We start from the raw sequence: 23,264 nt of genomic DNA, 5'->3' as shown, positions 1-23,264 counted from the left end.
CATCAGTAGCATCACGAGCATGCCAGGCCGAGTGCCAGGTGTGAACGGGTTTCTGTAAGCTAAAGGAAAAAGCGATGTACCAGCAAGCCTCCAACGGTGTCAAAAATGACCCACTGCTGCAGCCGCTGAAAATCAAACATCTTGAACTTCGCAATCGCATCATGAGCACCAGCCACGCATGTGGACTGGAGGTCCATGGGCTGCCGCTTGAAGCCTATCAACGGTATCACGAAGAAAAGGCCAGGGGCGGACTAGCCCTGTCGATGTTCGGTGGGTCCTCCAACGTCGATATCGATTCCCCGAATGTCTTTCGGCAACTGAATGTCGGGACAGACGACATTATCCCGCATTTTCAGCAGTTTGCCGAGCGTATGCATCGCCACGGCGCTGCACTTATGTGTCAGATAACCCATCTCGGTCGACGCGGCGAAAGTTATGGTGGCGATAGGCTGGCGATGATTGCACCGTCCCCTCTCCGGGAGACGCTTCATCGCAGCATCCCCAGAGAGATGGACGACCATGATATTAATCGCGTTGTGAAGGCATTTGCCGCTGCGGCGGTACGATGCAAGGAGGGAGGGCTGGATGGCATCGAGACCCATGCCGGCGGTCACATGATCGGGCAATTCCTGTCACCGATTTCCAATCGCAGAACTGACCGCTTTGGCGGTTCGCTCGAAAACCGAATGCGGTTTCCGCTGATGGTGCATGAGGCAATCAGAAAGGCCGTCGGTGATGATTTTGTCGTTGGTATCCGCATGGCAGTGGATGAGGGACCCGATGGCGGTATGGGTTTTGAGGAATCTCTGAAAGTTGCGCAAGCACTTCGCGATATTGGCGGGATTGATTTTTTCAATGCGATTTATGGCATGATGGACACGACCCGTGGTCTGGCTGAGGACGCTATGCCAGGAATGGGGTCGCCACTAGCGCCCTGGGTCGAGCCGGTTGGACGCTTCCGGCAGGAGCTCGATATTCCGGTATTTCATGCCGCACGTATTTCCGACGCCGCTTCCGCCCGATACGCTATCCGAGAAGGCAAAATGGATATGGCGGGCATGACCAGAGCGCAAATCGCTGATCCATACCTTTCAAGTAAAATAGCGTCGGGACGGGAAAACGAAATCCGGCCATGCGTAGGTGCTACACATTGCCAGTCGCCGCATCGTCCTGCGTGCCTTCATAATCCGGCAACGGGCAGAGAAACAGTCCTGCCTCAGGTCTTTACAAAAACCGACAGCGGCAAACGTAGGGTCATCGTGGTCGGCGGAGGGCCCGCAGGCCTTGAGGCAGCCAGAATATGTGCGGAACGGGGTCATGAGGTTTCGTTGTTTGAAGCGGCACCCGATTTCGGCGGTCAGCTTCTTCTTGGCGCGAAGGGGTCGTGGCGCGGTGACCTCATCGGTATCGTTGAGTGGCGGGTGGGCGAACTCAATCGTCTTGGTGTGTCGCTTCAAACGAATGCCTATGTGGATGAAAATGAAATCCTGGCACTGAACCCAGATGTTGTCTTGCTAGCAACGGGCGGTATGCCGCAAATTGATCTTCTGCATGGCGGTGATCTATGCGTTTCTACCTGGGATATCCTGGCTGGTCAGTCCAGACTATCAGGTGAAGTTCTTGTCGTTGATGGTACCGGACGACATCCAGCCCCCTTGGCGGTCGAGAAGGCCGTTGGTGTAGGAGCCAGGGTACAATTCGTCACGATAGATGCCCAAATCTGTGAAGAACTGACTTATGCCGAACGGGTACGCTGGAAAAAACTCTTTTTGAAATTCGGCCTGTATCCCAAAACTGAAACGCGTTTGACGGCAGTCGACCGCCAGGACAACCGCCTGATCGCAACTCTTGTAAACGACATTACCCGGGAAACAGAAACTGTTGTGGTCGATCATGTTGTTGTGGAGCAGGGGAGTATTCCGTCCAACGAAGTTTTTGAAGCGCTTCGATCCAGTTCTTCGAACGACGGTGTGACCGACCTGCGGGCCATGGTTGATGCCAGGCCGCAGCCCAACCAGGAGAGACCTGGATTTGAACTTCACAGGATAGGAGATGCTCTGGCCAGCCGAAACATTCACTCCGCGATGTTGGATGCAATTAGAATATGCAGCTCGCTTTGAAAACTTTGGGAGCACACTCAGCGTCCGAATTTATCCAGCAGCTGATACCATGCGGCTACTGTACGGACAGCTGGCGCTCTCATAGAGAAAAATGGGATGTCTCCCGGTTTCTGGCGCTGCATCAGCGCCAGATCAGGCTTTTGGCCTTGCAAAAGATCAATCGCGTAGCGTCCGAGAAGGCTCGACATCGCGATTCCTGTTCCATTGTAGCCAAGCGAAAACCCGATATTCTTATCAATCAACCCGATCTGCGGAAGACTGTTCATCGTCATAGCGACAAGCCCCGACCATTGATTGGCGATCCTGCAGTCTTTCAGCTGCGGGAAGATTTCAAACATTGCTCTCTCAAGGGTCGCGTAGGCGGTTGCCGAGTCATTTCTGCCGAATGCGCCCCTGCCGCCGAAAAGCAAGCAGTCCCCGCTTCGTCGAAACCAACGCATCATTCTCCGCGTCTCGCTGTAGCTCCGATTGTTGCAAAGAATTTCATCAAAAACAGAACTGGGCAACGCTTCCGTCGAGATGATCGCACTCCGGAACGGTATGATCGTCTTACGGACATTACTGGTAGCGGTCGTGATGTCGGAATAGGCATTCGTTGCGATCAGAATCTGTTTGCAGCTAATCGATCCGGTTTTGGTACAAACGAGTTTTGTCGAACCGTGTTTCACAATGCGAAGAGCGGGGCTATTCTCATAAATGAGGCCTCCGGTCAGAAGCACGGCATTGGCCAAACCCCGACAGTAACCAAGAGGATGAATGGTGCCAGCGTGAGAGTTCAAAACTCCTCCGTAAAAGCGCGTACTTCCGGTCTCTGTCGCAACTTCACTAGCTCCAAGCACTGCGATGCTCATATCGCCGAACATGTCCCTGATCGTCTTCGCTTCTTTCACCAGCGCCGCGAATGCGGTCTCGTTAAGCGCACAGCGAATGTTCCCGGTTTTCGTCAGTTTCGCTTCCCGGATCTGAAACCGCTCGACATAGCTTTCAACGCAATCCATCGCTTCGTGACCGAGCACGTTCATGCGTTGAGCGATTTGCCGACCGTGAGTTTGCGCCATGGCGCTTAGCGATACACGATACTTCGTCGATACCACGCCGCCGTTTCTTCCAGAGGCGCCGAAGCCGACTTCTTCGGCTTCGAGAACAACTGGTTTCAAACCAAGTTCAATTGCTCTTATGGCTGCAGATAGGCCGGTATACCCACCTCCGATGATGACGACATCGGCGGAAATGTCGTCCTCCAATGCCTTGCAATTCAGAGGTGGCGTTGCGGTCTCGCGCCACAAAGATCGAGGCAGATTGAGTTTTCGCATCTGGAAAATACCTGAGATTACCTACAAGTTATTTTCTCTCGCTTTCGACAACATCGGCGAGTTCTCGCAAGGTCGAAAAATGGAAATCCGGCACCGTGACTTCTTTGGGAACGGGTGTTCCACCGAAGCCCTTGAGGCCCTTGCGACGCTCGATCCAGCAGACCTTGTATCCGAGCTCCTTAGCGACGCCAATATCATGATACTGGCTCTGGGCCACATGCAGGATCTCATCTTGCTTGAAGCCGAACGCCGATTGGCGTCCAAGATTGTAGGAAAAGAAGCGCGGATCTGGTTTGGGATACTGGGCATCGTCAGCCGTGACGCTGTCGTGAAAGGGATTGCCGAGCTTGTTCGAGTTAGCACTGAAGCCAACGCGATCATAGTTGGTCATGGCAACCAGTCTGAAATGCCTGCGCAGTCGTCTGAGCGCTTCAGCGGAATCCTCAAATGCGGGGAAGTCAAAGAAGTGGCTATGGAATTTATCACCCGCGGCGCTGTCGTCCGTCAGTCCAATTTCCTTCGCAGCGTAGAGATAAACGCTGCGCATGACCTCACTTGCGCGACCTGGAAATTTCTCTCTTGCTTTCAGATAGGGCTGGAAAATCTGATCATCAGTCAGCGTCTTCGCAGCCTCTCCGCCTGCGGCACGGAAACCGTCCAGAATACCTTTTTCGAAGTCGATACAGGTTCCGACAATATCAAAAGTCAGAACTTTAAAGTTTTCGAAAGCCATGAAGATTTCCTTTCCCGTTCCGAGCAAAAGCGAATTGTCTGGCTAGTTTGGGATACCCGGGACAAATCCATCAATACCAATTATAATCATCTCTGGGGTTACATTTTGTAATGTCACATATTCGGCGGCTCCTTCCCTCGCTCAATGCCCTTGTTGCTTTCGAAGCAGCGGTTCGGTGCGGTACGTTTGCAAATGCGGCACGAGAACTTGGAGTTACAAGTCCCGCAGTCAGCCGCACCATCGGGCGGCTGGAGCTTCATATCGGAATGCAGCTTTTCAAGCGTACGCCAACGGGAGCAGAATTAACGGAACATGGCGGCGAGCTTTTTGCAGAAGTCTCGAAAAGTTTTTCAAATATTGAACGCGTTTTAAGTGGATTAACGCAAAACACGCAAACGAAGCGACGAACGGTGCGAATATCAGTCTCGGGAGCGTTCGCTACGCATTGGTTTATGCCGCGTATGAACGAATTTCAGGAATTGTTTCCAGATGTAGACATCCAGTGGCAATTGATCATAGGGCCGCTTGATTGTCCCGTTAACGATGCCGATATTGCGATGCGGTTCGACCCGAAAGAGGATGACCGGCATCGAATTTACCCGCTTATGCCAGAGCTTCTGTTGCCTGTGCGATCTCCTGCTTTCGACTTCAATTCGATACCGTCCCAGGCGGGGTTGAATCAGGTGATTACGCTTAGTGGGTCGCAGTTCAGATGGGCTGATTTGTATTCCGTTGACGCGCTGAAAGAGATAGCCCGGGAACTTCAGTTCTCGGATTACAATGTGGTCGTACAGGCTGCACTCATGGGGCAGGGCAACGCTATCGGCTGGTTAAGTGTGGTGTCGACGCTGCTGGCCAATGGCTCCCTCGTTCCATCGCATCCTGTTGTTATCTCAACAGGCAGACGCTGCGATCTGGTGACTTCGAAGAAACCGGATGAATGGTTCATTCGCGATATTTGCGAATGGGTTGTCGATGAATATAGGCGGGATGTGAGAGAGATTAACAAGGCATATGAAGGACTGATCTGCGAATTTTGACGTTCGTACGTAGTGATGACAAAAATAGCCTTTTGGTTTTAATTGATTCAGACGATCCGGTTTTGCGGTCGGGACCGGGTTATCGCGCGAAACCAACCAGCTTGCGCGAGAAGCCTGCGAATTCTTTGAGTTAACCGGGTGCTACGCTCGCCAGATGATCCGGGAAAAGATCGAGAGAATCTCTAATGGATGGCGAGAGCCGCTCCGACAAGAAGGTGTCGTCGGTGCGCTGCTTCGTGACTATGAACCGGCTTTTGCCAATGACCAAATAAATATCGCTCTCCAGATGTAAATCGCCATATATGGCATGAAATGTCTTTGAACCTATCAGATATGATTAATTAAAGAATTTTGATGCGCGATTATGGGAGTGCCAATGTTTGTGTTCGCGTGACAGGAATGGATCGGAAGGTGATCACGCCATAAGGACGAGGAAACGCTAGAGGATGTCCCTTTCACGGAAACGAGCAAATGACTTCAAGGAGCAGTTGAGGATCTTGCTGCATGACTTGAAAAGCATCACATGGGACGCAGACGCGGTCATCAACTTGATCTTCGTGTCGCGTGTTGAGATTCTGACTGGTTAACAGGTCCATTCCTATGGACAATCACCGTGTCTTTATCGCCTGACCCATCGACTATGATGCTGCGTGTGCCCGATCGCCGGTTTCGGATTTCATTTGAGGCTCCAGGGAATGCTGAAGTCATTCGGATTAAACGCGGTAACTCAACACGCTTTTGTATCCTCCTCGGGTACAGCGTCGAACCGTATCTCATCTTTCAGCCAACTGATGAAATCCAGCACTAGCGGCTTTTTCGCAGTGTCCGGAGATATTAGTGCATAATATGCGAAACCGGTCGGCCAGGGACGATCGAGCGCAAGAGCGAGACGACCGGATGCGATTTCTTCTGCCGCATAAATGTCTCGCACCAGAGCGAGCCCCTGTCCGGCAATCGCTGCGCGAATGAGAAGATAATCGTCCCCAAAAGCAGGCCCGCGTTCCGCGCGTGGATCGTGTTCCACTCCGACAGCCTTTAACCATAAATGCCAGTCGGACCTGTCCGAATCCTGAAGGAGTGGCCATGAAAGGCAGTCGACCGGCTCTTTTATAGGTTTCCCTGCGGCGAGTAACGTCGGACTTGCTACCGGCAACAAGACAGGTGCCATCAGAAGTTCGGCTATAAGGCCTGGATAATCACCAAGGCCGTGCCTTATGGCGATATCCACACGATCACGCCTCAGATCCACAAGGCTGGACGTAGCCTCAACGCGCACTTCTACGTCAGGCCGATTGTCGGTGAAGCGACCGAGGCGCGGCACGAGCCATGATGCGGCGAAGGAAGGAACCGTGCTGATGATCAGCGTTGGTCGCGCGTTAATCGCCTCCAGCGTGTCCAGGCTTTTCCCGATCTGGTCGAATGCGATCAGTAAGTCGGGATGAACTCTTGCTCCCGCTTCGGTCAAGCGAACGCCGTATCGCGTGCGCGTAAACAGCTCGACGCCGAGACGGTCCTCCAACTGCCGAATTTGCTGGCTGACTGCACCCGGGGTGACGCCCATGGCTTCGGCCGCACGCTTGATACTGCAATGTCGTCCAGTTTCTACAAAGGCACGGAGAGCCAGGAGTGGAAGAACGGGATTCATAATATAGGCCATCTAAACTTTAAAAGCAGATCGTATCGTTTTCGACCGCTAAAAACATCGACTAATGATGTATGTGGAACTTTCACAATAGTTTAGCAAGACTATTTTCTGTGGTGAGAAATTTTGATGCTTTCCAACTGCCCCGAATATAACAGCAACCGGCGCTCTCCGTTTGGTCGTGTACCTGTCCGCATAGTCATAACCGAGGGAATTGTTCGATGATCGACCTCTATACGGATTCTTCCCCTAATGGCTTCAAGATAACCATTGCGCTGGAAGAGCTGGTGCTGCCCTATCATCTGCATCATGTCCGCATTGAGGAAGGCGAACACCACCAGCCAGCTTTCCTCGCACTCAATCCACATGGCCGTATACCAGTCATAGTAGACCGGAAGACCGGTATCACCATGTTCGAGTCTGCAGCAATCTTACTCTACCTTGCAGAAAAAACCGGTCAGTTGCTCCCGAAGGAATCTGCTGCGCGATGGGAAGCGATTAAATGGCTGATTTTCCATGCATCAAGTATGGGGCCGATCCTCGGTCAGCGTGTCTATTTCGAAATGTTTGCTGAACAGAGGAACGCGGTTGCCATCGATCGCTATCGCCGGCTGACGGAGGAGGCATTCAAGGTAGTCGACGCGCGATTGGCATTCTCCCCATGGCTTGCAGGTGCAGACTACTCTATCGCCGATATTGCCACTTTCGGATGGACCCATATCGCGTCGATTTGTGATTTTCCGTTTGGCCATCACAAAAATCTCGCTCGCTGGCACGAATGTGTCGCCAACCGGCCCGCTGTCCAGCGCGGTATTTCACTCCCCGCTCCGGCGAATGGTCCATGATCCCAGTTGTGCAGGAGAACGAAATCATGAATGTAGTGAACCAATCCGGCGTACCGGTTAATACCATAGAAGGGGCCTCAGCGGACGCCTTTGCCAGCCATCCCGGTTATCGGCGCATGTTTGCTCCCGATCGGCTCACGGTTGGTATTTTCCTGCCGTTACGTTTCTGGCAGGGCGATATGCGAGTGTTGGAAGCACAGGGAGATCTTGTAAGCCATATAGACAAACAAGGTTTTGCAGCGGTGTGGGTGCGTGATGTACCATTGTTTGACCCAGATTTTGGCGATGCAGGACAACTCTTCGATCCATTTACCTATCTCGCCTGGCTTGCGGCACGGACCAAACAAATTGCACTTGTAACAGGCAGTGCGGTTTTTACCCTGCGCCATCCAGTAGACCTGGCCAAGATGGCGACGACGATTGATCAACTTTCTGGTGGTCGCCTCGTAATGGGAATTGCTTCCGGCGACAGGCCGGTCGAGTTCCCGGCTTACGGTATTGATATGGAAAGCCGTGGTTCCCGGTTCGCGGATACCGTTGCGTTTTTCAGAAGGCTCATCGCGCCGGGTCGCCCTTCAATCAATTCGCAACTCGGTAAAGTCTCAGGCGTGGATTTCCTTCCGAAGCCGGCGACGCCTCGCATACCGCTTATCGTGACCGGTTCAAGCCGCCAGTCGCTCGAATGGATCGCATCTCATGCAGATGGCTGGCTCACCTATCCCGGCCTGACTCACAACAGCGCGGGGCCGCGCCGTCTCGCCGAAAAAGTGGCTGCATGGCGGGCCCTCCTTCCTGATGGCGATTTTCGACCCCACATGACCAATGAATGGATCGATCTTGTGGATGATCCGTCCTATCCGCGCACTGCGGTGCAAGGAGGGTTCGTCCTTAAAACAGGGCGCAACGGGCTAATTGACCTACTCGAGGAATGGAATGCCGCTGGCGTTAATCATGCAGCGCTAGGCATTCAGTTCTCGGCTCGCCCGGCCCGCGAAATTATACAGGAACTCGCAGAAGAGGTACTGCCATTATTTCCCTCCCTCGATGGACCGCCGCCACTGCCTGCTAACTGGTAAAGCTCACACGACCATAGCAATTGCGAACAGGAGTGTTGTCTGCTGTAAATTCAGTCGCAAGTGAAGGCGGTGCCGTCAATGCCTGTGTAGCGCTCGTCCGGTGGGGAAGCTTGCCAACTCTTGCATTTGCTTCGCCGCGGACGTCCCTTTTGAATGTTTATTCGAAAACGAAACGACGTTCCGCGATCTGGCGATACCTGCCGGCCAGTGTGGCTCATGCGCTTTGGGAACGCCGATATTCAGCCTGATTGATACTTGCATCCCTCGAAAGCAAAGCCACCTGCAAGCACTGCTCTCGTGTTCTGCCCCTTCGCTTCTCTCCGCTGCGCGCGCTCGTTGATTCAAATGTTGCCGATCGGCTCACCAGGCAAGCAAAGGATTTCATGGAGCGCGTCAATGTCGGCCTCGTCTGTCTGGCCGTTGGTAATGCAGATTCGGACCGTCGGCTTTCTTTCGATTGAAGCAAGAGAGACCCAGGCCCCTCCATGTGTCTGCGTTCGTGCGACAATGTCTGCGGGCGAACCCAGATCTGGTGGGGGTATAACATTAAGAATAGCCATCGGAGAGTCATTAGCTATCGTCCAGCCACTGGCCTGTAGCGAAATTCGAAGACGATCGATCAGGGCCACAGCCCGCTCAACGTGGCGGGCATAGCCTGACCAGGCCGTGACGGCGAGATTCATAAATAGTCTTATACCGATAAAACGACGTGACCACAGAGCAGAAGTGACATAGGGATCCCGGGTAGTATCGTTGGAAGGCATGTAGTCGGCGCTCACCCGAAATACCTCTGACAAGATTTTAGGCGTACGACACAGGAAGATGCCAGCACCCATGGTGGTCGCAAACCACTTGTGTGCGTCAACAGTGACAGAGTCGGCACGCTCCATGCCTTCTAAAGCCAGTCTTAGTTCTGCCGAGGCGACAAGTGCGCCGCCCCACGCGGCGTCGACATGATGCCAGATCCCACGTTGTGCCGCGATTTCACCAACTTCGATCATGGGATCGATCATCCCCGCATTGGTCGTGCCCGCGGTTGATGCGACGAAAACCGGAATCGCTCCTTCGTTGAGATCCGCATCGATGGCGTCTTGCAATGCCGATGGACACATTCGACCGGTGCCATCAGTTTCGACAAGCCGCACTGCTCGTCGGCCAATTCCGAGCCGATGAGCGATCTTGAGCCACGCCAGGTGGCTTTCCCGAGAAACATAAAGGGCCGGTTCCCCGGTCAAAGATCGTGCGCCTTCCGTTGCAAAACGTGGATCTGCACGTGTCAGTGCGCAAAGAACTGCAGTCTCATTGGCCTCGGATCCGCCGGAGGTGAAGTGTCCACCTGCGCCGTCTGCAAACCCGATGCGTCGTGCGAGCGCAGTCACGGTATGAGCCTCTATGTCTACGGGTGCCGGTGCGTGTGACCAAACCGCAAGCTGGGGATTGAATGCGGCTGCAATGCGATCGCCCCACTCCGAAGCATAGCTTGGTGCTGGATTGAAGAGGCCGAAATAGCGAGGATGCGTCATTGGAACACTACCGAAGGCAGTTGCGTCCGAAACGAACTCACCTACAGCTTGAAGACTCCTGGGCTCGGAGAAATCAAAACCCGCCAAATCCCGAATGAATTGATCGTAGTTGATGGTAACAGAAGCCGGGCCGCTTTTAACGCGGCTAAGGCGGTCTGAGATTATCGCCGTCAGTTGCTGGTCTTCGCTTGATCGAGCTTCCGTGTCTTTGAACATTGAATTCGCGCTCCTTCACTTCGTGAATGAGACATCGCCTGGAGACCCACCCGTGCGGGAAGGCTGAGCGCTTGTCGTGTCAGACTTTTTTAATCTTGATGAGACGCAGCCTATCACGCTCAACGAATCCGCAAATCGAGATTTTCTGTCACAAGGGTTCAAGACAGCTAAACTTTAAGGCGTGAAAAACATTGCCGGCGCGTTCCTGGCGTTCAGGTATGATGCCCAGCCGCTACAGGTTCGTCCTCGATCATTTTCGTACCTGGAATTCTGCCTTGTTCCTGCCTGTTCGGGACATGCTGAACGTATTTAACAGACGCTGGTCCGGCCCGGTAAAGCCAGGGATGTTAATCTCCTCGACCATGTTTCTGCGCTCTGTTCAACGCAGAGGCATGCGGGTTTCGTACACAGATTCTGAATGAGCATGCTTGCCGGGTAGTTCGTGCATTTGACCCGTTTGCCAATTCAGACAAGACACCGTGGGTTCGTTGCATCGGGCGCTGCGCGAGATCGTCTCGGCGAAATTGCCGAGTTCTATGTGGCAATGCTCCACGCAATAGGTACGGCGCTTTGTTATTGACACTCAAAAAAGCCGGGATCCTAATAAACGACCGGTCAGCTTTCGGGGCGTGCTCTGGAGGCAATTCTCGCGAAGGAGAAAAAAATGGAACAGACCGAAGGTCCACTTGAGCCGAACGCGATGTCGCCCCGCAAAGCAGTTGCCTATGCGATCGGCTTGCCGCTTTCGTTGATTGGATTGATCTTCCTCCCTGCCGGGACAATCGCTTGGCCGCCGGGGTGGATTTTCCTTGCAGTTCTGGTTTTTGGTTTCGGCACATCTGCCCTCGTACTCGCCCGGGTCAATCCTGTAATTTACCGGGCCCGAAGCCGGTTCCAGCCGGGCACGAAAAGCTGGGACAAGGCGTTGCTCGCTGTCATTTTGCCGGCGATGGTCGTGGTCATGCCGGTTGCGGCGTTCGATGCCGGACGGTTCCACTGGTCGGCCATCCCGTTCTGGATGACGATAGCGGGCTATATCGCATTGCTGGCGGGGATCGGGATAACCGCGTGGGCGCAGTCGGTTAATCCATTCTTCGAGCCCGGCGTTCGAATCCAGTCCGAACGACATCAGTGCGTAATCGATGCTGGTCCCTACCAGTTGGTGCGTCATCCCGGCTACGTTGCAGCTCTAATGTTGTTCTTTGGTATGGCTCTCGCACTAGGTTCGTTGTGGGCACTTATTCCCGCTGCGCTGGCTGGGTCAGTACTTGTCTTGCGCACATTGTGGGAAGATCAGCTTTTGATGCTTGAGCTGCCGGGATATGACGAGTATTCCCGTCGGGTACGCTGGAGACTGCTTCCTGGCATCTGGTAAATGCAAGAAAGTAAAGCCTTGACACTCTGTCATGAGCCCGAGGGCGGTTCAGAACGCTTCATACATTGCACACTCGGTGCTCTTTCCGGGTCCCGGGGCAAGCCAGTGTCGCGCCACAGAACGATACGGACCCATTCCATTATCGCAGGTAGGGAAATGGCACGCCTTGGCGATGAAAGCCACGCGGGAAAGCATGGGTATGTATGAACTGGCAATCATTGACTAACTAGAAGTTTTTCCGGAATCGTCGATGGTGACGTAGTTCTGGTTGTAATATATGAGGGGTGTCCCGCCCGTAGTGACGATTTTGATTGCACGAGCGATGACGATGGCGTGGGTGTGACGCGGGATGATCTCTTCAACTTGGCAATCGATGGACGCAAGCGCACCTTCCAATGCTATGCCGCTTCCCAGTGTATACCAATCGGCGCCTTCATAGCGTGTTGCACCCCTCTCGCCATTTCGCCCTGCGAAACGGTCGGCTACGACCTGCTGTTCGCTTGAAAGAATGTTGAGGCAAAAGCGGCATTCGGCATTGATTGTTGGCCAGACTGATGCCGTCAGATTGATATTGACAATGATTGTCGGTGGCTCGACTGAAAGTACGGTCGCAGATGTCACGGTTGCGCCTGTTCTGGCGTCGCCGGTACCTGCTGTCAGTACGCTGATGCCAGCAGCAAGCTGTCGCATCGCGGCTTTCAATTCATCCGCCGTGGCTGTGCCGGGGATTAAATCGAGCTCCGCAGAATTCAGTCTGTTGGAAAATGCCATCAATCATGCCAACCGGAAGCCTTGTAAGCGCTTCCGGCCTTTTGTCTGGGGGATATGAATGGTGTAGCCCCACCGTATTGTGGGAGAATGGCAATGGGGCTAACGTCTTTAAGTATGCTTTATTTCGGGCCGAGCAATATTGAGATGATCACGCAATGTCGAGCCCGTATACTCGGTGCGGAACAATCCACGCTCCTGAAGAATCGGCACCACTTGTCTGGTGAAGTCTTCAAGACCACCAGGGAAATAAGATGGCATCACGTTGAAACCATCAGCAGCTTTGCCCTCAAACCATTCCTGCATCCGGTTGGCAATCTGCTCAGCTGTGCCAAGAACAATGTGGTGTCCACGGCCAGCAGCGACGCGAAGCGCCAGATCACGGATTGTGAGATTTTCGCGATGCGCCAGATCACGCAGAAGTTCTGCGCGGCTGCGAAGCTGATCGGAAACAGGCAGATCGGGGAGCGGACCGTCAAGATCGTAAGCGGCAAGGCTATGGCCGATACGCTCCTCAAGAAGTGGCATGGCGCTCTTGATGTCTGTCCAGCGGTTGAGTTCCTTGAGTTTCTCCGCGGCATCTTCAAAACTGTCACCGGTAATCGGCATGAATCCCGGCATCACTGCGACGCTGTCCGGATTGCGACCGGCCTTGACCACACGTCCTTTCAGGCTTGCATAGAAGGATTGTGCTTCGGCAAGGCTTTGCTGGGCAGTAAACACAATATCCGCGATACGCGCTGCGAGTTCCTGACCCGGGCCGGACGAGCCTGCCTGAATGAGAACCGGATGACCCTGCGGCGAACGTGGAATGTTGAGCGGACCCTGAACCGAATAATACTTGCCCGCATGGTTGAGCACATGGACCTTGTTAGGATCGGCATAGATGCCGTTTTCCTTGTCTTTTGGAAACGCGTCGTCATCCCAGCTATCCCAAAGACCACGCACGACATCCACGAATTCCTCGGCAACCGCATAACGCTCATCATGTTCAGGATGGCTTTTGGAGAAATTTTTGGCGGTGCGAGCATAGGAGGTGGTGACTACGTTCCAGGCGGCGCGACCATGGCTTAGATGGTCGATAGACGCGAATGCGCGTGCTGTATGATAGGGTTCTCCATAGGTGGTTGAAGCAGTGGCGGCTAAACCGATCTTGTCTGTGACCATGGCAAGTGAGGCTAGCAAGGTCAGCGGTTCAAAACGCGCAACCATCGATGGATGAGCATCTATGCCACTGGTCAGACCGTCGGCCAGAAACACCATGTCGAATTTTGCGTCTTCAGCCTGTTTTACCACGCGACGCAGCAGATCGAAATTTTCGCTGCCCGCTTCCGCGTCCGGGTGTCGCCAGCCTGAAACATGGTGGCCTGCGCCTTGCAGGAAGAGGCCGAGATGCATCTGTTTCTTGGTCATGTTCTTTACTCCGGGGATTGGTTGAGCCACGAGATGAGTGCCTGCAAGTCGTCCGCCGTGGTCATGGATTGCACGTGGTTCGGTATGCCTGCAAAGCGCTGATTGTTCTTCGTTGCGTCTTTGAACTTGTCGGTCGGATCGCTGATGCCCGGCAGACCATCGACGCGTTGCGAAAGCGTCGATCCGTCCTTGAGCGTTACATCGATGATAATGAAGCGAGTTTTCGGATCGGGTGAAAGCCGCGGGGCATTTTCGTCATGGCGTCGCGTCACCTTCGCTGCGAGTTGCGCCAGATCAACATCGACCGGACGCTCATCAAAATGAGCAATCGCCAGCTTTCCGTCGCGCAATGCAGCTGCAAAAATATACTCGGGGCTGAATCGTGCATCGATGCCCGTTACGGGCCTGGTCGTTACCAGCGCGGCATCACCGCCAGGCGGGAAAGTGATGGAAACCGCTGCGATCTGATGAGGTTGCAAATCATTCTCATTGCGCAGTAACAGAGCGCCAACGCCAACCGGATGGGCGGCTGTGCAACAAGGGAACGCCTTGAGTGTCAAGCCGGGCACGATGATTTGCCACGGTTTGCCCCAGCCTTGCATAACGCGCGATACGTCTTCAGCGCCAAAGGCAAAGGCTTTGAAAAAGCCGTTTGCATTATCGATGAAATCGGGCGCTCCAAGGAAACCGGCTTCTGCCAGTCGGGCAGCCGTGAGACCTGCGCGCGCGGCCAATCCCGCATGAAGTGGTTTCGCGTCAAAGCCGAACTGCAAGCGAAGACCTGCCGATTGCGTGGCGGCAAGGCCAAGCGCAATCGCAGTGGTTGATACATCGAATTCCAGGAGATGCGCGATTGCTGCTGCAGCCCCTATAGTGCCGAGTGTTGCGGTTGCATGAAAGCCGGCTTCATAATGTTTGGTGCCCATAGCGAGACCGAGCCGCGCCATGGTTTCAAGCCCGACAATATAAGCCGAGATGAGAGCATCCGCTCTGACCTTACCTTCAGCGGCAACTGACAGAAGGGCCGGGATGATAGCAATTGTCGGGTGTCCGCGCACGCTTCCATGCACATCGTCATAGTCAAGCACATGTGCTGCATGACCATTGATCAGTGCTGCCGTGAAAGGATCGACGGTCCCGCTTTGACCAATCAGTGCGACACTCCCGCTGGCACTGAGAGCTTTCGTGACGAGACGCGTACTGCGATCATTCGCACCACCAAGTGCGCAGGCGAGAAAATCAACGATTGCCGTTCGGGCGATAGCGACTGCCTCTTGCGATGGCTTGGAACGAACGATAGCGCAGCTCAAAGTGTCTGTTACATGATCGATCATGTCAGATCCCTTCGCCGCCTTCATTGGCGCGGCTGGCATTGCCACCAAGGCCGTTGACGAAGGCACCAATGCGCGGGTTCGTGGACCTGTAGAAAAGCTGTTCCGGTGTGCCTTGCTCGATGATGCGACCGTTTTCAGTGAACACGATGGTATCGCTGATTTCTTCGGCAAAGCGCATTTCGTGGGTTACGAGAATGCTGGTCATACCTTCATTGACGAGGTCCCGAATGACCGACAGCACTTCGCCGACGGTTTCCGGATCAAGCGCGGAGGTGACTTCATCGAACAAAACCAGTTCCGGACGCATGGCGAGCGCGCGGGCAATGGCGACGCGCTGCTGCTGACCGCCCGAAAGTTCACCAGGATAGGCATCGGTCTTATGTCCCAGACGAACCTTTTCCAAAAGCGCTTTTCCATGACGTTCGGCTTCGGCCTTTGACGTGCGCAGGATTTTGACCGGCGCAATGGTGATGTTTTCGAGAGCGGTCAGATGCGGAAACAGGTTGAACTGCTGAAACACAATGCCGATACGTTTGCGCAGCGTGATGCGCTCGGCTTCGTTTTTCAGCTCGTCAACGCGGGTCGAACCCACGGTGATCTTACCTGATTGCGGGATCAGAAGGCCGTTGATGCAGCGCAGGATTGTTGATTTACCTGATCCGGATGGACCGATGATCGAGACTGCATCGCCTTTGTTGATCTTGAGATCGATGCCTTTAAGCACTTCATTCTGTCCGAAAGACAGATGAACGTTTTCCAGTTCGACCAGTGTAGTTTTGTTGGTGTCGCTCATGTGGATTTCAGATCCTTGTCAGCGGGTGGAGAGCCGCTTTTCGAGCCGCTGTGTGAAGCGCGAAACGGGATAGCAGAAGAGAAAGAAGGCCATCAGCACGGTGAGATAGATGATGACGGTGAAGTCATTGCGCTGGACGGCAGTACTTGCATCGGTCGCCGAATGTAGCAACTCATGCACGCCTACAAGCGAGGCCAATGCCGTACCCATGGTAATTGACGTATAGAGGTTCATCCAGGGTGGCAGCGAACGCTTGACGCATTGCGGCAGGATGATCCAGCGCAGCGATTGCAAGCGCGAAAAGCCGAGGCCCTGTGCTGCCTCCCACTGGGCGGTCGGGATCGACTGAATGGAACCGCGGGTGATTTCCGCGATATGTGCGCTTGCCGGAATCGCAAGGCCGACGACCGCTTTGATCCAGTCCGGAAAGGCAACGTAATTGCCGAAGATCACCAACTCGAATGGGAAAATATAGGTCGCAGCAAAGATCAGCACGAGATGCGGTGCATTGCGGAAAATCTGCACATAAGTCACAGCCGGTACGCGAATGATCCTGTAGGGTGCCAGTTCCATGGTTCCGAGCAACACGCCAGCAAAGGTGCCAAGCGTGATCGCAAAAACGCTGATCAGCACATTCATGGCGAAGCCTCTGCCAAGATAGGGCAGCCATTCGAGCCAAATCGTGCCAAGCGACGGATCAAGATAGAACCAGAGCGCAGTGGCCAGAATGATAGTCGTGAATGTGAGGGTTGTAGGCGATGGACAGATAGCCGGCTTTTGTTCGATAGCGATATTCATTGGCCATATCCCGGAATTGAAAGGCGCTTCTCGAACCAGTAGCCAATGCGTGCCACCACGAGGTTGATAATGCTGAAGAACAGAAGAATGACCAGCATCAGCTCGACAACATTATCGCGCTGTGTCCAGATCAGAATCGAAGCATAGGTAATCTCGCCCACGGCAATGGCCGAGCCAACGGTGGTGAGCTTCACCAGATTAACGAGATTATTGACCACGGCAGGGAGTGCGGTGCGGATTGCCAGCGGCAGTTCGACATAAGCAAGCACTTGAAATGAATTGAAACCAATAGCACGTGCAGCTTCGATCGTCGTATCGGGAACAGCTTCGATGCCGCCGCGCAGGGCCTCGGCGTGAAGTGCTGCAATATGCAACCCGGTGATCGCGACCAGCCAGAAGAACGGCGTGAGCGGGTTGTTCTGTGCGCCGCCGATGGCATTGGAAATCAGCATGTTCAACACGAGAAATCCACACATCAGCTGCACCAGTGTTGGCGTATTGCGGGTGAGTTCGACATAGCCGCGCACTGGGACAGCCAGCCAGCGTTTGCCCGATGTCAGTGCCCCCGCAAACAAAACGCCGAAAACCAGGCTCAGAGGGACGGTGATCACGACCAGCTTAAGTGTCGTGATCATGCCATTGAGCCACATTTCAAGCTCATAGCCACTATTGAGAAATTCATAGTTGAGGCCGATTGCGCTGGTGAGCTCAATGAAGCGCGAAATCAGGGCTTCTTTCATTGAAACGATCCGCTTGCGTTTCGAAAACGCTTTGAAATTGCGGGCAGATGAGCGCCCGCAAATATTCTGACAGGATAGAGCTTTGAGACTTACTGGGCCTTGAGCCTGTTGTGCTCTTCTTCGAGATAACCCAGGTTCGGCAGACGGTTGGCTCTGGCAATCTCGATCATCTTGCCCGATGCGTGCAAATCGCGGACGATTTTATCGAGAGCGGCTTCAGTTTCGTTCTCGTCCTTTTTCAGCCAGATGACGGAATCGGAGGGGATCAGATCGGTCGGGATCAGAATGCCGTAATCTTTCCATTCGTCAGCGCGGTCCTGGAGCATCAGGCCCAGCGTGCCGCTGACGTGAACCGAAACGTCGCAATTGCCTCCCTTGAGCGCCAGCAACGATTCAGGCTGACTGGGCAGCGCCTTGACGTTTGCGCCATATTCTTCAATCAGGGGCTGAGTATAATTCGAGCCCTGCGAAACGCAGGCGATCTTGCCCTTGAGATCTTTCCAGTCTTTGATGCCGCTTTCTTTTCGGCCAATCGCCGCGCCGCCCATACGGTCATAAGGCGTTTTCACATAGCCGAGCGACTTGGCGCGTTCTTCAGTATACTGCATGTTGGCAATCAGAATATCGACCTTGCCCTGTTGAAGGAACTGTACGCGGTTCGGCGGTGTAACGGTCTGTGTCGCGAGTTCCACGCCAAGGCCCTTTGCCAGTTCATTGGCGATGTCGATGTTAAGGCCCTTCTGTTCCTGCGTCTTGGGGTCAATATAGCCAAATGGCGCGCCTGAGAGGATGACGCCGACCGTCAGTTTCCCTTTGGCTTTGATACGATCCAGAGTTGCGTCTGCATGGGCTGCCCCCGACGTAGCAATGGCAATGAGAGAGCCGGCAATGAGGGTCCTGGTGAGATTTTTGACGCTGGGGATCATGTGGGAATTCCTTCGAGTAAGCTGACGCGAACTTACAGGAATGAGAACCCTTTTTACGACGAACAGAATTCCATTGCAGGGAACGAGGTTAGAATATTGTTCCACTACTACAGAAATCTGCCATGAACGTCCCTCGTAGCTGCAACCAGGTCGTCCGCTGGTGGAAATGGGATTCTAGCGGTTGAAAATTTCGTATGGGGACAGGGCGCTTGAACGACTATCACGTGCACGCGAAATTGTTGACTATGCAATGCGGCGCAGACGTATTATCGATTTCTCCTGAGGGGCTTAATGGTCCGGAAATCGCCTGACTAAGACGACGTCATTGCCTGTCGATAGTCCATTAATTCTTGGACAAGTCGGTTCTGAAACGTATACGGTTGTATTTGTTGCGGTTGGATCGCGTGCGGCGCAAATACCGACAATCTGAAATATTATAATTAATGCATAAACTTAAAGAGCCTCATTTAACCCGGTTCGGAGTAGGCCATAATACACGTTTTTCTGAATGGCGATCTTGAATTCAAATTCCAGACACTCGGAATTACTTTGGTTTTCTGTACTGGCGCTCGGCGGAGCAAAATTGAGGACTGGCTTAACCCCTGGATGAATTCATCATCGTTGCGAAGCTGCCAGTGTAACTGCGCCGACATCCAAACGCCCATCAATCCCGTTCGGAACTTTGCGACACAGCGCGTCGTCTCGAGTAGAAGGTATGGAATTGCTCAGGAGGCAGAGCCTTGGAATAAAACCAGCCCTGCCCAAACTGGACGCCGGCTTCCTTGAGGTAGGCCTGCTGGTCAGCGGTCTCCACGCCTTCAGCGATCACGGCGAGTGTCAATCCATGCGCCATACTTATTATATGTGGAGTGACGACGCTCGTGGCAACACCGCGGTCGATAACATCAACAAACGATTTGTCAATTTTGAGCGCATCAAGCGGCAGTCCCTCCAGCAACGACAAGCTGGAGTATCCGGTGCCGAAATCATCGATAGCGACCCGGAAACCAGCAGAACGGGCAGCTTCAATGGTCTGCCGGGCAATCGGAGCATTCATAAAGCCACGCTCTGTTACTTCCAACCATATCTGCGACGGATCAATCCCGGCTTTTTCAACGGCAGCATGAAGTTCTGGTAAAAAACCTTGCTTCTCAATATCGCTGGCCGGGATGTTGATCGAGATATGCAGCCCCTTGTCATGACGAAGCAAGGTGGCCATGTCTGCGATGACTGAACTAACTACCAGATCCGTGATCAACGGGATCAATCCATTTGCTTCAGCCAGTGGAATGAATTGGTCGGGCGGAACTGTCTTGCCATTACCCTTTCGCCAACGCGTTAGAGCTTCTGCACCCACACACCGCCCCGTCGCGAGTTCGATGATCGGTTGGTAGTGAACCGTGAGTTCTCGTTTCCGAAGTGCCTTCTCCAGGGTTTTCGCAGGTGAGAGCTGTAATCTGGATATCCAGATGATGATACCTATCAGGGCAAGTGAAATAGCAAGACTGATGGTGAGGATGTAGCGCCTGTCAGTTGTAAGATTTGCCGAGGCTCCCTTGCCATCAATCAGGGCAAAGGCAATCAATCCCGAAACCGGGTACGAGTTCAAAACATACCGGTCACTATGTCCAGAATCTTTTCCTTTCAGGAGTATCTGAATGGTGCCAGTTTCGGTGGGTGCCGAGAGTTCCAGAATTGTCCCTTGATCGGTCGCCATGCCGAATATTACATTGTTCAGTCCAATCAGGTCTGTAAACCGCCCCTTTTCAACGAGTACGCCGTAGTCACCGTAACGTATTCCTATCAAAGGATCGGCCTGAAAGAGCCGGGGACGACGGTTGTGATCGAGCTTGTATCCCAGTCCAAGATCGACCCCGGCGTCATAAACTGGGGTAGGTGGCGTCAGCACGCCAAGGCGCGTGCAGATGATCTTGCCGTTTCGAATATAAGCGACACCTGCGATACCACGTGATTCCGCAGCAACCCGCTCCATCGCCTGCATATGTTCCCGGGAACAGTCCGTCCTTGCTATTGACCGGGCGCGGGCGAGTGCCCGCTTGGCATCGTCTAGTGTTTGTTGAACACGCAGCGCTGTCATACGGGCATAGTCGGCAGCACTTGCCTTTCGACGTTCAAGGGTTCTACTTTTATCGACTTCTGATAGCACAATTAGCGGCAGGATGCTGGCAAGAACCGCCAGGATCACCGCAGTCATAAGTATCACTCTTTTTCTCATTCCGCCTCATTACGGTAAACATAGCCCCACGCTCCCCACCCTTTTGTTAAAATCATCGTCATTGCATTTTGAAAGCAATGGAATTGTGTCTCTTGTTTACTTGACAGGCAAACACTCCCGGTCATGCTGTCAGCATTAGAATATCCGGCTACTGGCGGGCGTCAGTCCTGGTGCAATCCGCTCGTAATCTTCATCATTTCTCCATTCTCGTTGAAATTTCAATGAAAAAGCGCGATGCTGCGAGGATCAATGATCAACTGCACCCGATACTTGGAAACATTGGGAGCGGGGGTTTTGTTGCAAACTATTTGCCAATGATATCGATTGTAGAAATCCGGCCTTCTGGGAACAGATTGACATTGGATGTCCAAAGGTCATCTGTTTCGGTAGTGGGAGCGAATCTGCAAGCTGTGGAACGCTTTCTGCGTAAGGCTTTGACCAGTCAAGGCATGCTAGAGCAGGTCGCCATCGACGGCAGCAGGCCAACTGCATCGCCATCATACCGGGCGATGCAGAGACTTGATCGCGCCAGACTGACGCACAGGAAACTCACCGTGGTTTCATTCCAAACCCATCGCCGCTGCAGGTCATACAGACAGTGTATGATCCAGTATCTTTTTCGATTAGTGCCGGCTGCCCTCCATTTCGTCGGCGACGATACGCAGGTACGATGGGAAATCGCGATGATTATGCAGGAAATCAGCCGGCATGTGCGCCCGTTGCGAGGTTGTTGAAGAATTTCCGCGCACGCCTATGCCGTAGTCTTTGGCCGCACGGGATTGTTCTGTGAACTCCTTGCATCGCATTGAAATGTCAAAAGTCGAAATGGTGTGACGATCCCACCATTCGGCAAGAAACCATCCTCGATGTTATTCATTAGTTCCCTGGCTTAGGGGATGGTCGCTGGCGCTCAGCGTATTTTCCAATACTACTTGCGAGCGCCGCCGCAATTCTGGTGAACAGCGAGCGAAGCCTGGTACCTGTTCCTCCAGCATTATGGCGCGGTCGACCCGGGACATTCACATTAGGCGGAGCGCATCCCGAATTACGGTCTCTGTTCCCACCTTGCCGGATTTGAAGAAGAAAGCGATGCCCTCGCTGCCTTCACTATAACAAAAGCCGGTGCCGATACCGTTATCCGGATGAGCGCGCAATCGTCTCAAACCAAGGCGCGCGATGACGCCACCTGATGTCTCGCCTCCAACGACAATGAGACGATCGACTCCCCGCGCAACAATGGCGACGGCGAGTTCTGACATCAGCAACTCAGCCTTTTCGCTGGAGCCGCGCTTGCCAAGTTCGGACTGGATTTCCTTCACCCGCGCGTCGCTCACTGCCGTCGAGATCAGATAAGGCTGGTGACCGTGATACGGATTGGCCCACGTCATCGCCCGGTCAACCATATCCTCTACGCTCCCGTCTGTCAGGAGATCGAGTGTCAGCACAGGAGAATGGCGGGCAAAATCCGCTATCTGTGCGTCTGCGATGGGACCAACCGTTCCAACGAGTACAGCCGCCGTGCCCCCGGTCGGGGCAGGCGGGTCGACCACGATGGGGGGATTGGGTGCAAAACGATCAAGCCCGAGCTGGATAAGGGTGGCGTCCGAGCTGACAAATGTGGGCTGGCGCGCCGCCAATCGTGCGGCAATTTCCACATCTCCATTGTCACTTGCGTCCACGACGCAGTAGCGGGTTCCCTGTTTTGCCAGGGCATCAAGATGCGTCTGAGCTGCTTCTATTCCCTGTAGCAGAACTGAATGGGGCAACAAACCGATAGGTTGGTGCGTCTGCTTTCCGATAAACCGCACCATATCGGGATCACTCATCGGGGTCGCGGGATCGTAGCGCTTGACCGATTCCGAAACCAGACGACTGCGATAGAAGAGATAACCCTGGTGGACGGTCGCGTTGAACTTCGGAAAACCGGGGCAAAACAGGAGGCTATCCGGCTTGTAGCGCTTGTACAATATGTCGGCGACCGGTCCGATATTCCCCTGTTCGGTCGAATCGAAACTGGCACAGACCTTGTAGACAACCTGGTCACATCCGATAGCATCGAAAGCGGCGGCAGCGTGGTCGGCTTGCCGACACGCTTCAACGGGATCGATCAGCCGTGTTCGTCCGGCCCATATAATGATTGTTTCGCCGCCACAGTCCTTGATCGCATCAATTTCAGTGACCACCATGGCGCGAATGCCCGCCGTTTCATAATAAGCCGCAACCATGAGGGCGCCCGTCATATCGTCGGCAATGATCCCTATCCTGCCTGATCTGTCCATTGGTTCCTCCCGGTTGCCGCATCTTTGCCGATGACAGCCGGCTATCGTTATGGCTGGTCGTCTGGGTAATGATATTGCCGTGTGCCGGAGCGGG

19 protein-coding genes are annotated in these 23,264 nt (G+C 53.7%); 6 read left to right on the top strand and 13 right to left on the bottom strand.

Annotated elements, in window-relative coordinates:
* The first annotated feature begins 74 nt into the window (after positions 1 to 74).
* Positions 75 to 2,120, top strand: a complete 2,046-nt coding sequence (locus AAE521_RS13200) for an oxidoreductase (RefSeq protein ID WP_342061538.1) — start codon at positions 75 to 77, stop codon at positions 2,118 to 2,120.
* 17 nt (positions 2,121 to 2,137) lie between these two features.
* On the opposite strand, the gene AAE521_RS13195 is transcribed toward AAE521_RS13200, so the two are convergent.
* Together AAE521_RS13195 and AAE521_RS13190 are read right to left on the bottom strand one after the other, a co-directional pair.
* Positions 2,138 to 3,433 carry an NAD(P)/FAD-dependent oxidoreductase gene (locus AAE521_RS13195; RefSeq protein WP_342061537.1) on the bottom strand — a complete coding sequence of 432 codons (1,296 nt, stop codon included), beginning with the start codon at positions 3,431 to 3,433 and terminating at the stop codon, positions 2,138 to 2,140.
* Between the two features lie 28 nt (positions 3,434 to 3,461).
* Complete coding sequence (locus AAE521_RS13190) at positions 3,462 to 4,166, bottom strand: HAD-IA family hydrolase (RefSeq protein WP_342061536.1); 705 nt, start codon at positions 4,164 to 4,166, stop codon at positions 3,462 to 3,464.
* Between the two features lie 110 nt (positions 4,167 to 4,276).
* On the opposite strand from AAE521_RS13190, the gene AAE521_RS13185 reads away from it, so the two are divergent.
* Complete coding sequence (locus tag AAE521_RS13185) at positions 4,277 to 5,206, top strand: LysR family transcriptional regulator (protein WP_342061535.1); 930 nt, start codon at positions 4,277 to 4,279, stop codon at positions 5,204 to 5,206.
* A 727-nt stretch (positions 5,207 to 5,933) separates the two neighbouring features.
* On the opposite strand, the gene AAE521_RS13180 is transcribed toward AAE521_RS13185, so the two are convergent.
* A complete protein-coding gene (locus AAE521_RS13180) occupies positions 5,934 to 6,863 on the bottom strand; it encodes a LysR substrate-binding domain-containing protein (protein WP_342061534.1) in 930 nt (309 codons plus the stop codon).
* Positions 6,864 to 7,069: 206 nt separating this feature from the next.
* On the opposite strand from AAE521_RS13180, the gene AAE521_RS13175 reads away from it, so the two are divergent.
* Both AAE521_RS13175 and AAE521_RS13170 read left to right on the top strand, forming a co-directional pair.
* Positions 7,070 to 7,693, top strand: a complete 624-nt coding sequence (locus tag AAE521_RS13175) for a glutathione S-transferase family protein (RefSeq protein ID WP_071632968.1) — start codon at positions 7,070 to 7,072, stop codon at positions 7,691 to 7,693.
* Positions 7,690 to 8,769 (top strand): LLM class oxidoreductase, encoded by a 1,080-nt coding sequence (locus AAE521_RS13170; RefSeq protein WP_342061533.1) that lies wholly within the window; start codon positions 7,690 to 7,692, stop codon positions 8,767 to 8,769. The genes AAE521_RS13175 and AAE521_RS13170 overlap by 4 nt, the downstream gene beginning before the upstream one ends.
* A gap of 341 nt (positions 8,770 to 9,110) precedes the next feature.
* On the opposite strand, the gene AAE521_RS13165 is transcribed toward AAE521_RS13170, so the two are convergent.
* Entirely contained in the window at positions 9,111 to 10,508 is a 1,398-nt protein-coding gene (locus tag AAE521_RS13165; protein ID WP_342061532.1) for a pyridoxal phosphate-dependent decarboxylase family protein, read from the bottom strand.
* A 664-nt stretch (positions 10,509 to 11,172) separates the two neighbouring features.
* Here AAE521_RS13165 and AAE521_RS13160 point away from each other — a divergent pair.
* Positions 11,173 to 11,883, top strand: a complete 711-nt coding sequence (locus tag AAE521_RS13160) for a methyltransferase family protein (protein WP_342061531.1) — start codon at positions 11,173 to 11,175, stop codon at positions 11,881 to 11,883.
* A 222-nt stretch (positions 11,884 to 12,105) separates the two neighbouring features.
* Here the strand turns inward: AAE521_RS13160 and AAE521_RS13155 are convergent, their stop codons facing one another.
* From AAE521_RS13155 to AAE521_RS13120, 8 genes are all read right to left on the bottom strand, one after another.
* A complete protein-coding gene (locus AAE521_RS13155; RefSeq protein WP_342061530.1) occupies positions 12,106 to 12,654 on the bottom strand; it encodes a flavin reductase family protein in 549 nt (182 codons plus the stop codon).
* Between the two features lie 108 nt (positions 12,655 to 12,762).
* A complete protein-coding gene (locus AAE521_RS13150; protein WP_342061529.1) occupies positions 12,763 to 14,064 on the bottom strand; it encodes an LLM class flavin-dependent oxidoreductase in 1,302 nt (433 codons plus the stop codon).
* A 5-nt stretch (positions 14,065 to 14,069) separates the two neighbouring features.
* A complete protein-coding gene (locus AAE521_RS13145) occupies positions 14,070 to 15,398 on the bottom strand; it encodes an MmgE/PrpD family protein (RefSeq protein WP_342061528.1) in 1,329 nt (442 codons plus the stop codon).
* 1 nt (position 15,399) lies between these two features.
* Positions 15,400 to 16,191, bottom strand: a complete 792-nt coding sequence (locus AAE521_RS13140; RefSeq protein ID WP_342061527.1) for an amino acid ABC transporter ATP-binding protein — start codon at positions 16,189 to 16,191, stop codon at positions 15,400 to 15,402.
* A gap of 18 nt (positions 16,192 to 16,209) precedes the next feature.
* A complete protein-coding gene (locus tag AAE521_RS13135) occupies positions 16,210 to 16,989 on the bottom strand; it encodes an amino acid ABC transporter permease (protein ID WP_143132810.1) in 780 nt (259 codons plus the stop codon).
* The gene (locus AAE521_RS13130; RefSeq protein WP_071632961.1) at positions 16,986 to 17,729 is read right to left on the bottom strand and encodes an amino acid ABC transporter permease; all 744 of its coding nucleotides are present in this window, start codon (positions 17,727 to 17,729) and stop codon (positions 16,986 to 16,988) included. The genes AAE521_RS13135 and AAE521_RS13130 overlap by 4 nt, the downstream gene beginning before the upstream one ends.
* Positions 17,730 to 17,818: 89 nt before the next feature.
* A complete protein-coding gene (locus tag AAE521_RS13125; RefSeq protein WP_342061526.1) occupies positions 17,819 to 18,655 on the bottom strand; it encodes a transporter substrate-binding domain-containing protein in 837 nt (278 codons plus the stop codon).
* A gap of 664 nt (positions 18,656 to 19,319) precedes the next feature.
* On the bottom strand, positions 19,320 to 20,870 hold the full coding sequence (locus AAE521_RS13120) for an EAL domain-containing protein (RefSeq protein WP_342061525.1): 1,551 nt from the start codon (positions 20,868 to 20,870) through the stop codon (positions 19,320 to 19,322).
* A 242-nt stretch (positions 20,871 to 21,112) separates the two neighbouring features.
* Here AAE521_RS13120 and AAE521_RS13115 point away from each other — a divergent pair, with 242 nt between their 5' ends.
* The gene (locus AAE521_RS13115) at positions 21,113 to 21,625 is read left to right on the top strand and encodes a hypothetical protein (RefSeq protein WP_342061524.1); all 513 of its coding nucleotides are present in this window, start codon (positions 21,113 to 21,115) and stop codon (positions 21,623 to 21,625) included.
* Positions 21,626 to 21,910: 285 nt separating this feature from the next.
* Here the strand turns inward: AAE521_RS13115 and AAE521_RS13110 are convergent, their stop codons facing one another.
* Positions 21,911 to 23,170, bottom strand: a complete 1,260-nt coding sequence (locus AAE521_RS13110; protein ID WP_342061523.1) for a four-carbon acid sugar kinase family protein — start codon at positions 23,168 to 23,170, stop codon at positions 21,911 to 21,913.
* Between the last annotated feature and the right edge of the window lie 94 nt (positions 23,171 to 23,264).

The sequence above is a fragment of the Brucella cytisi genome, assembly GCF_038433355.1.
GTDB classification, from domain to species: Bacteria; Pseudomonadota; Alphaproteobacteria; order Rhizobiales; family Rhizobiaceae; genus Brucella; species Brucella cytisi.
Note: the sequence above shows the minus strand (reverse complement) of the source record. Positions and strands in the feature narration are given on the sequence as shown.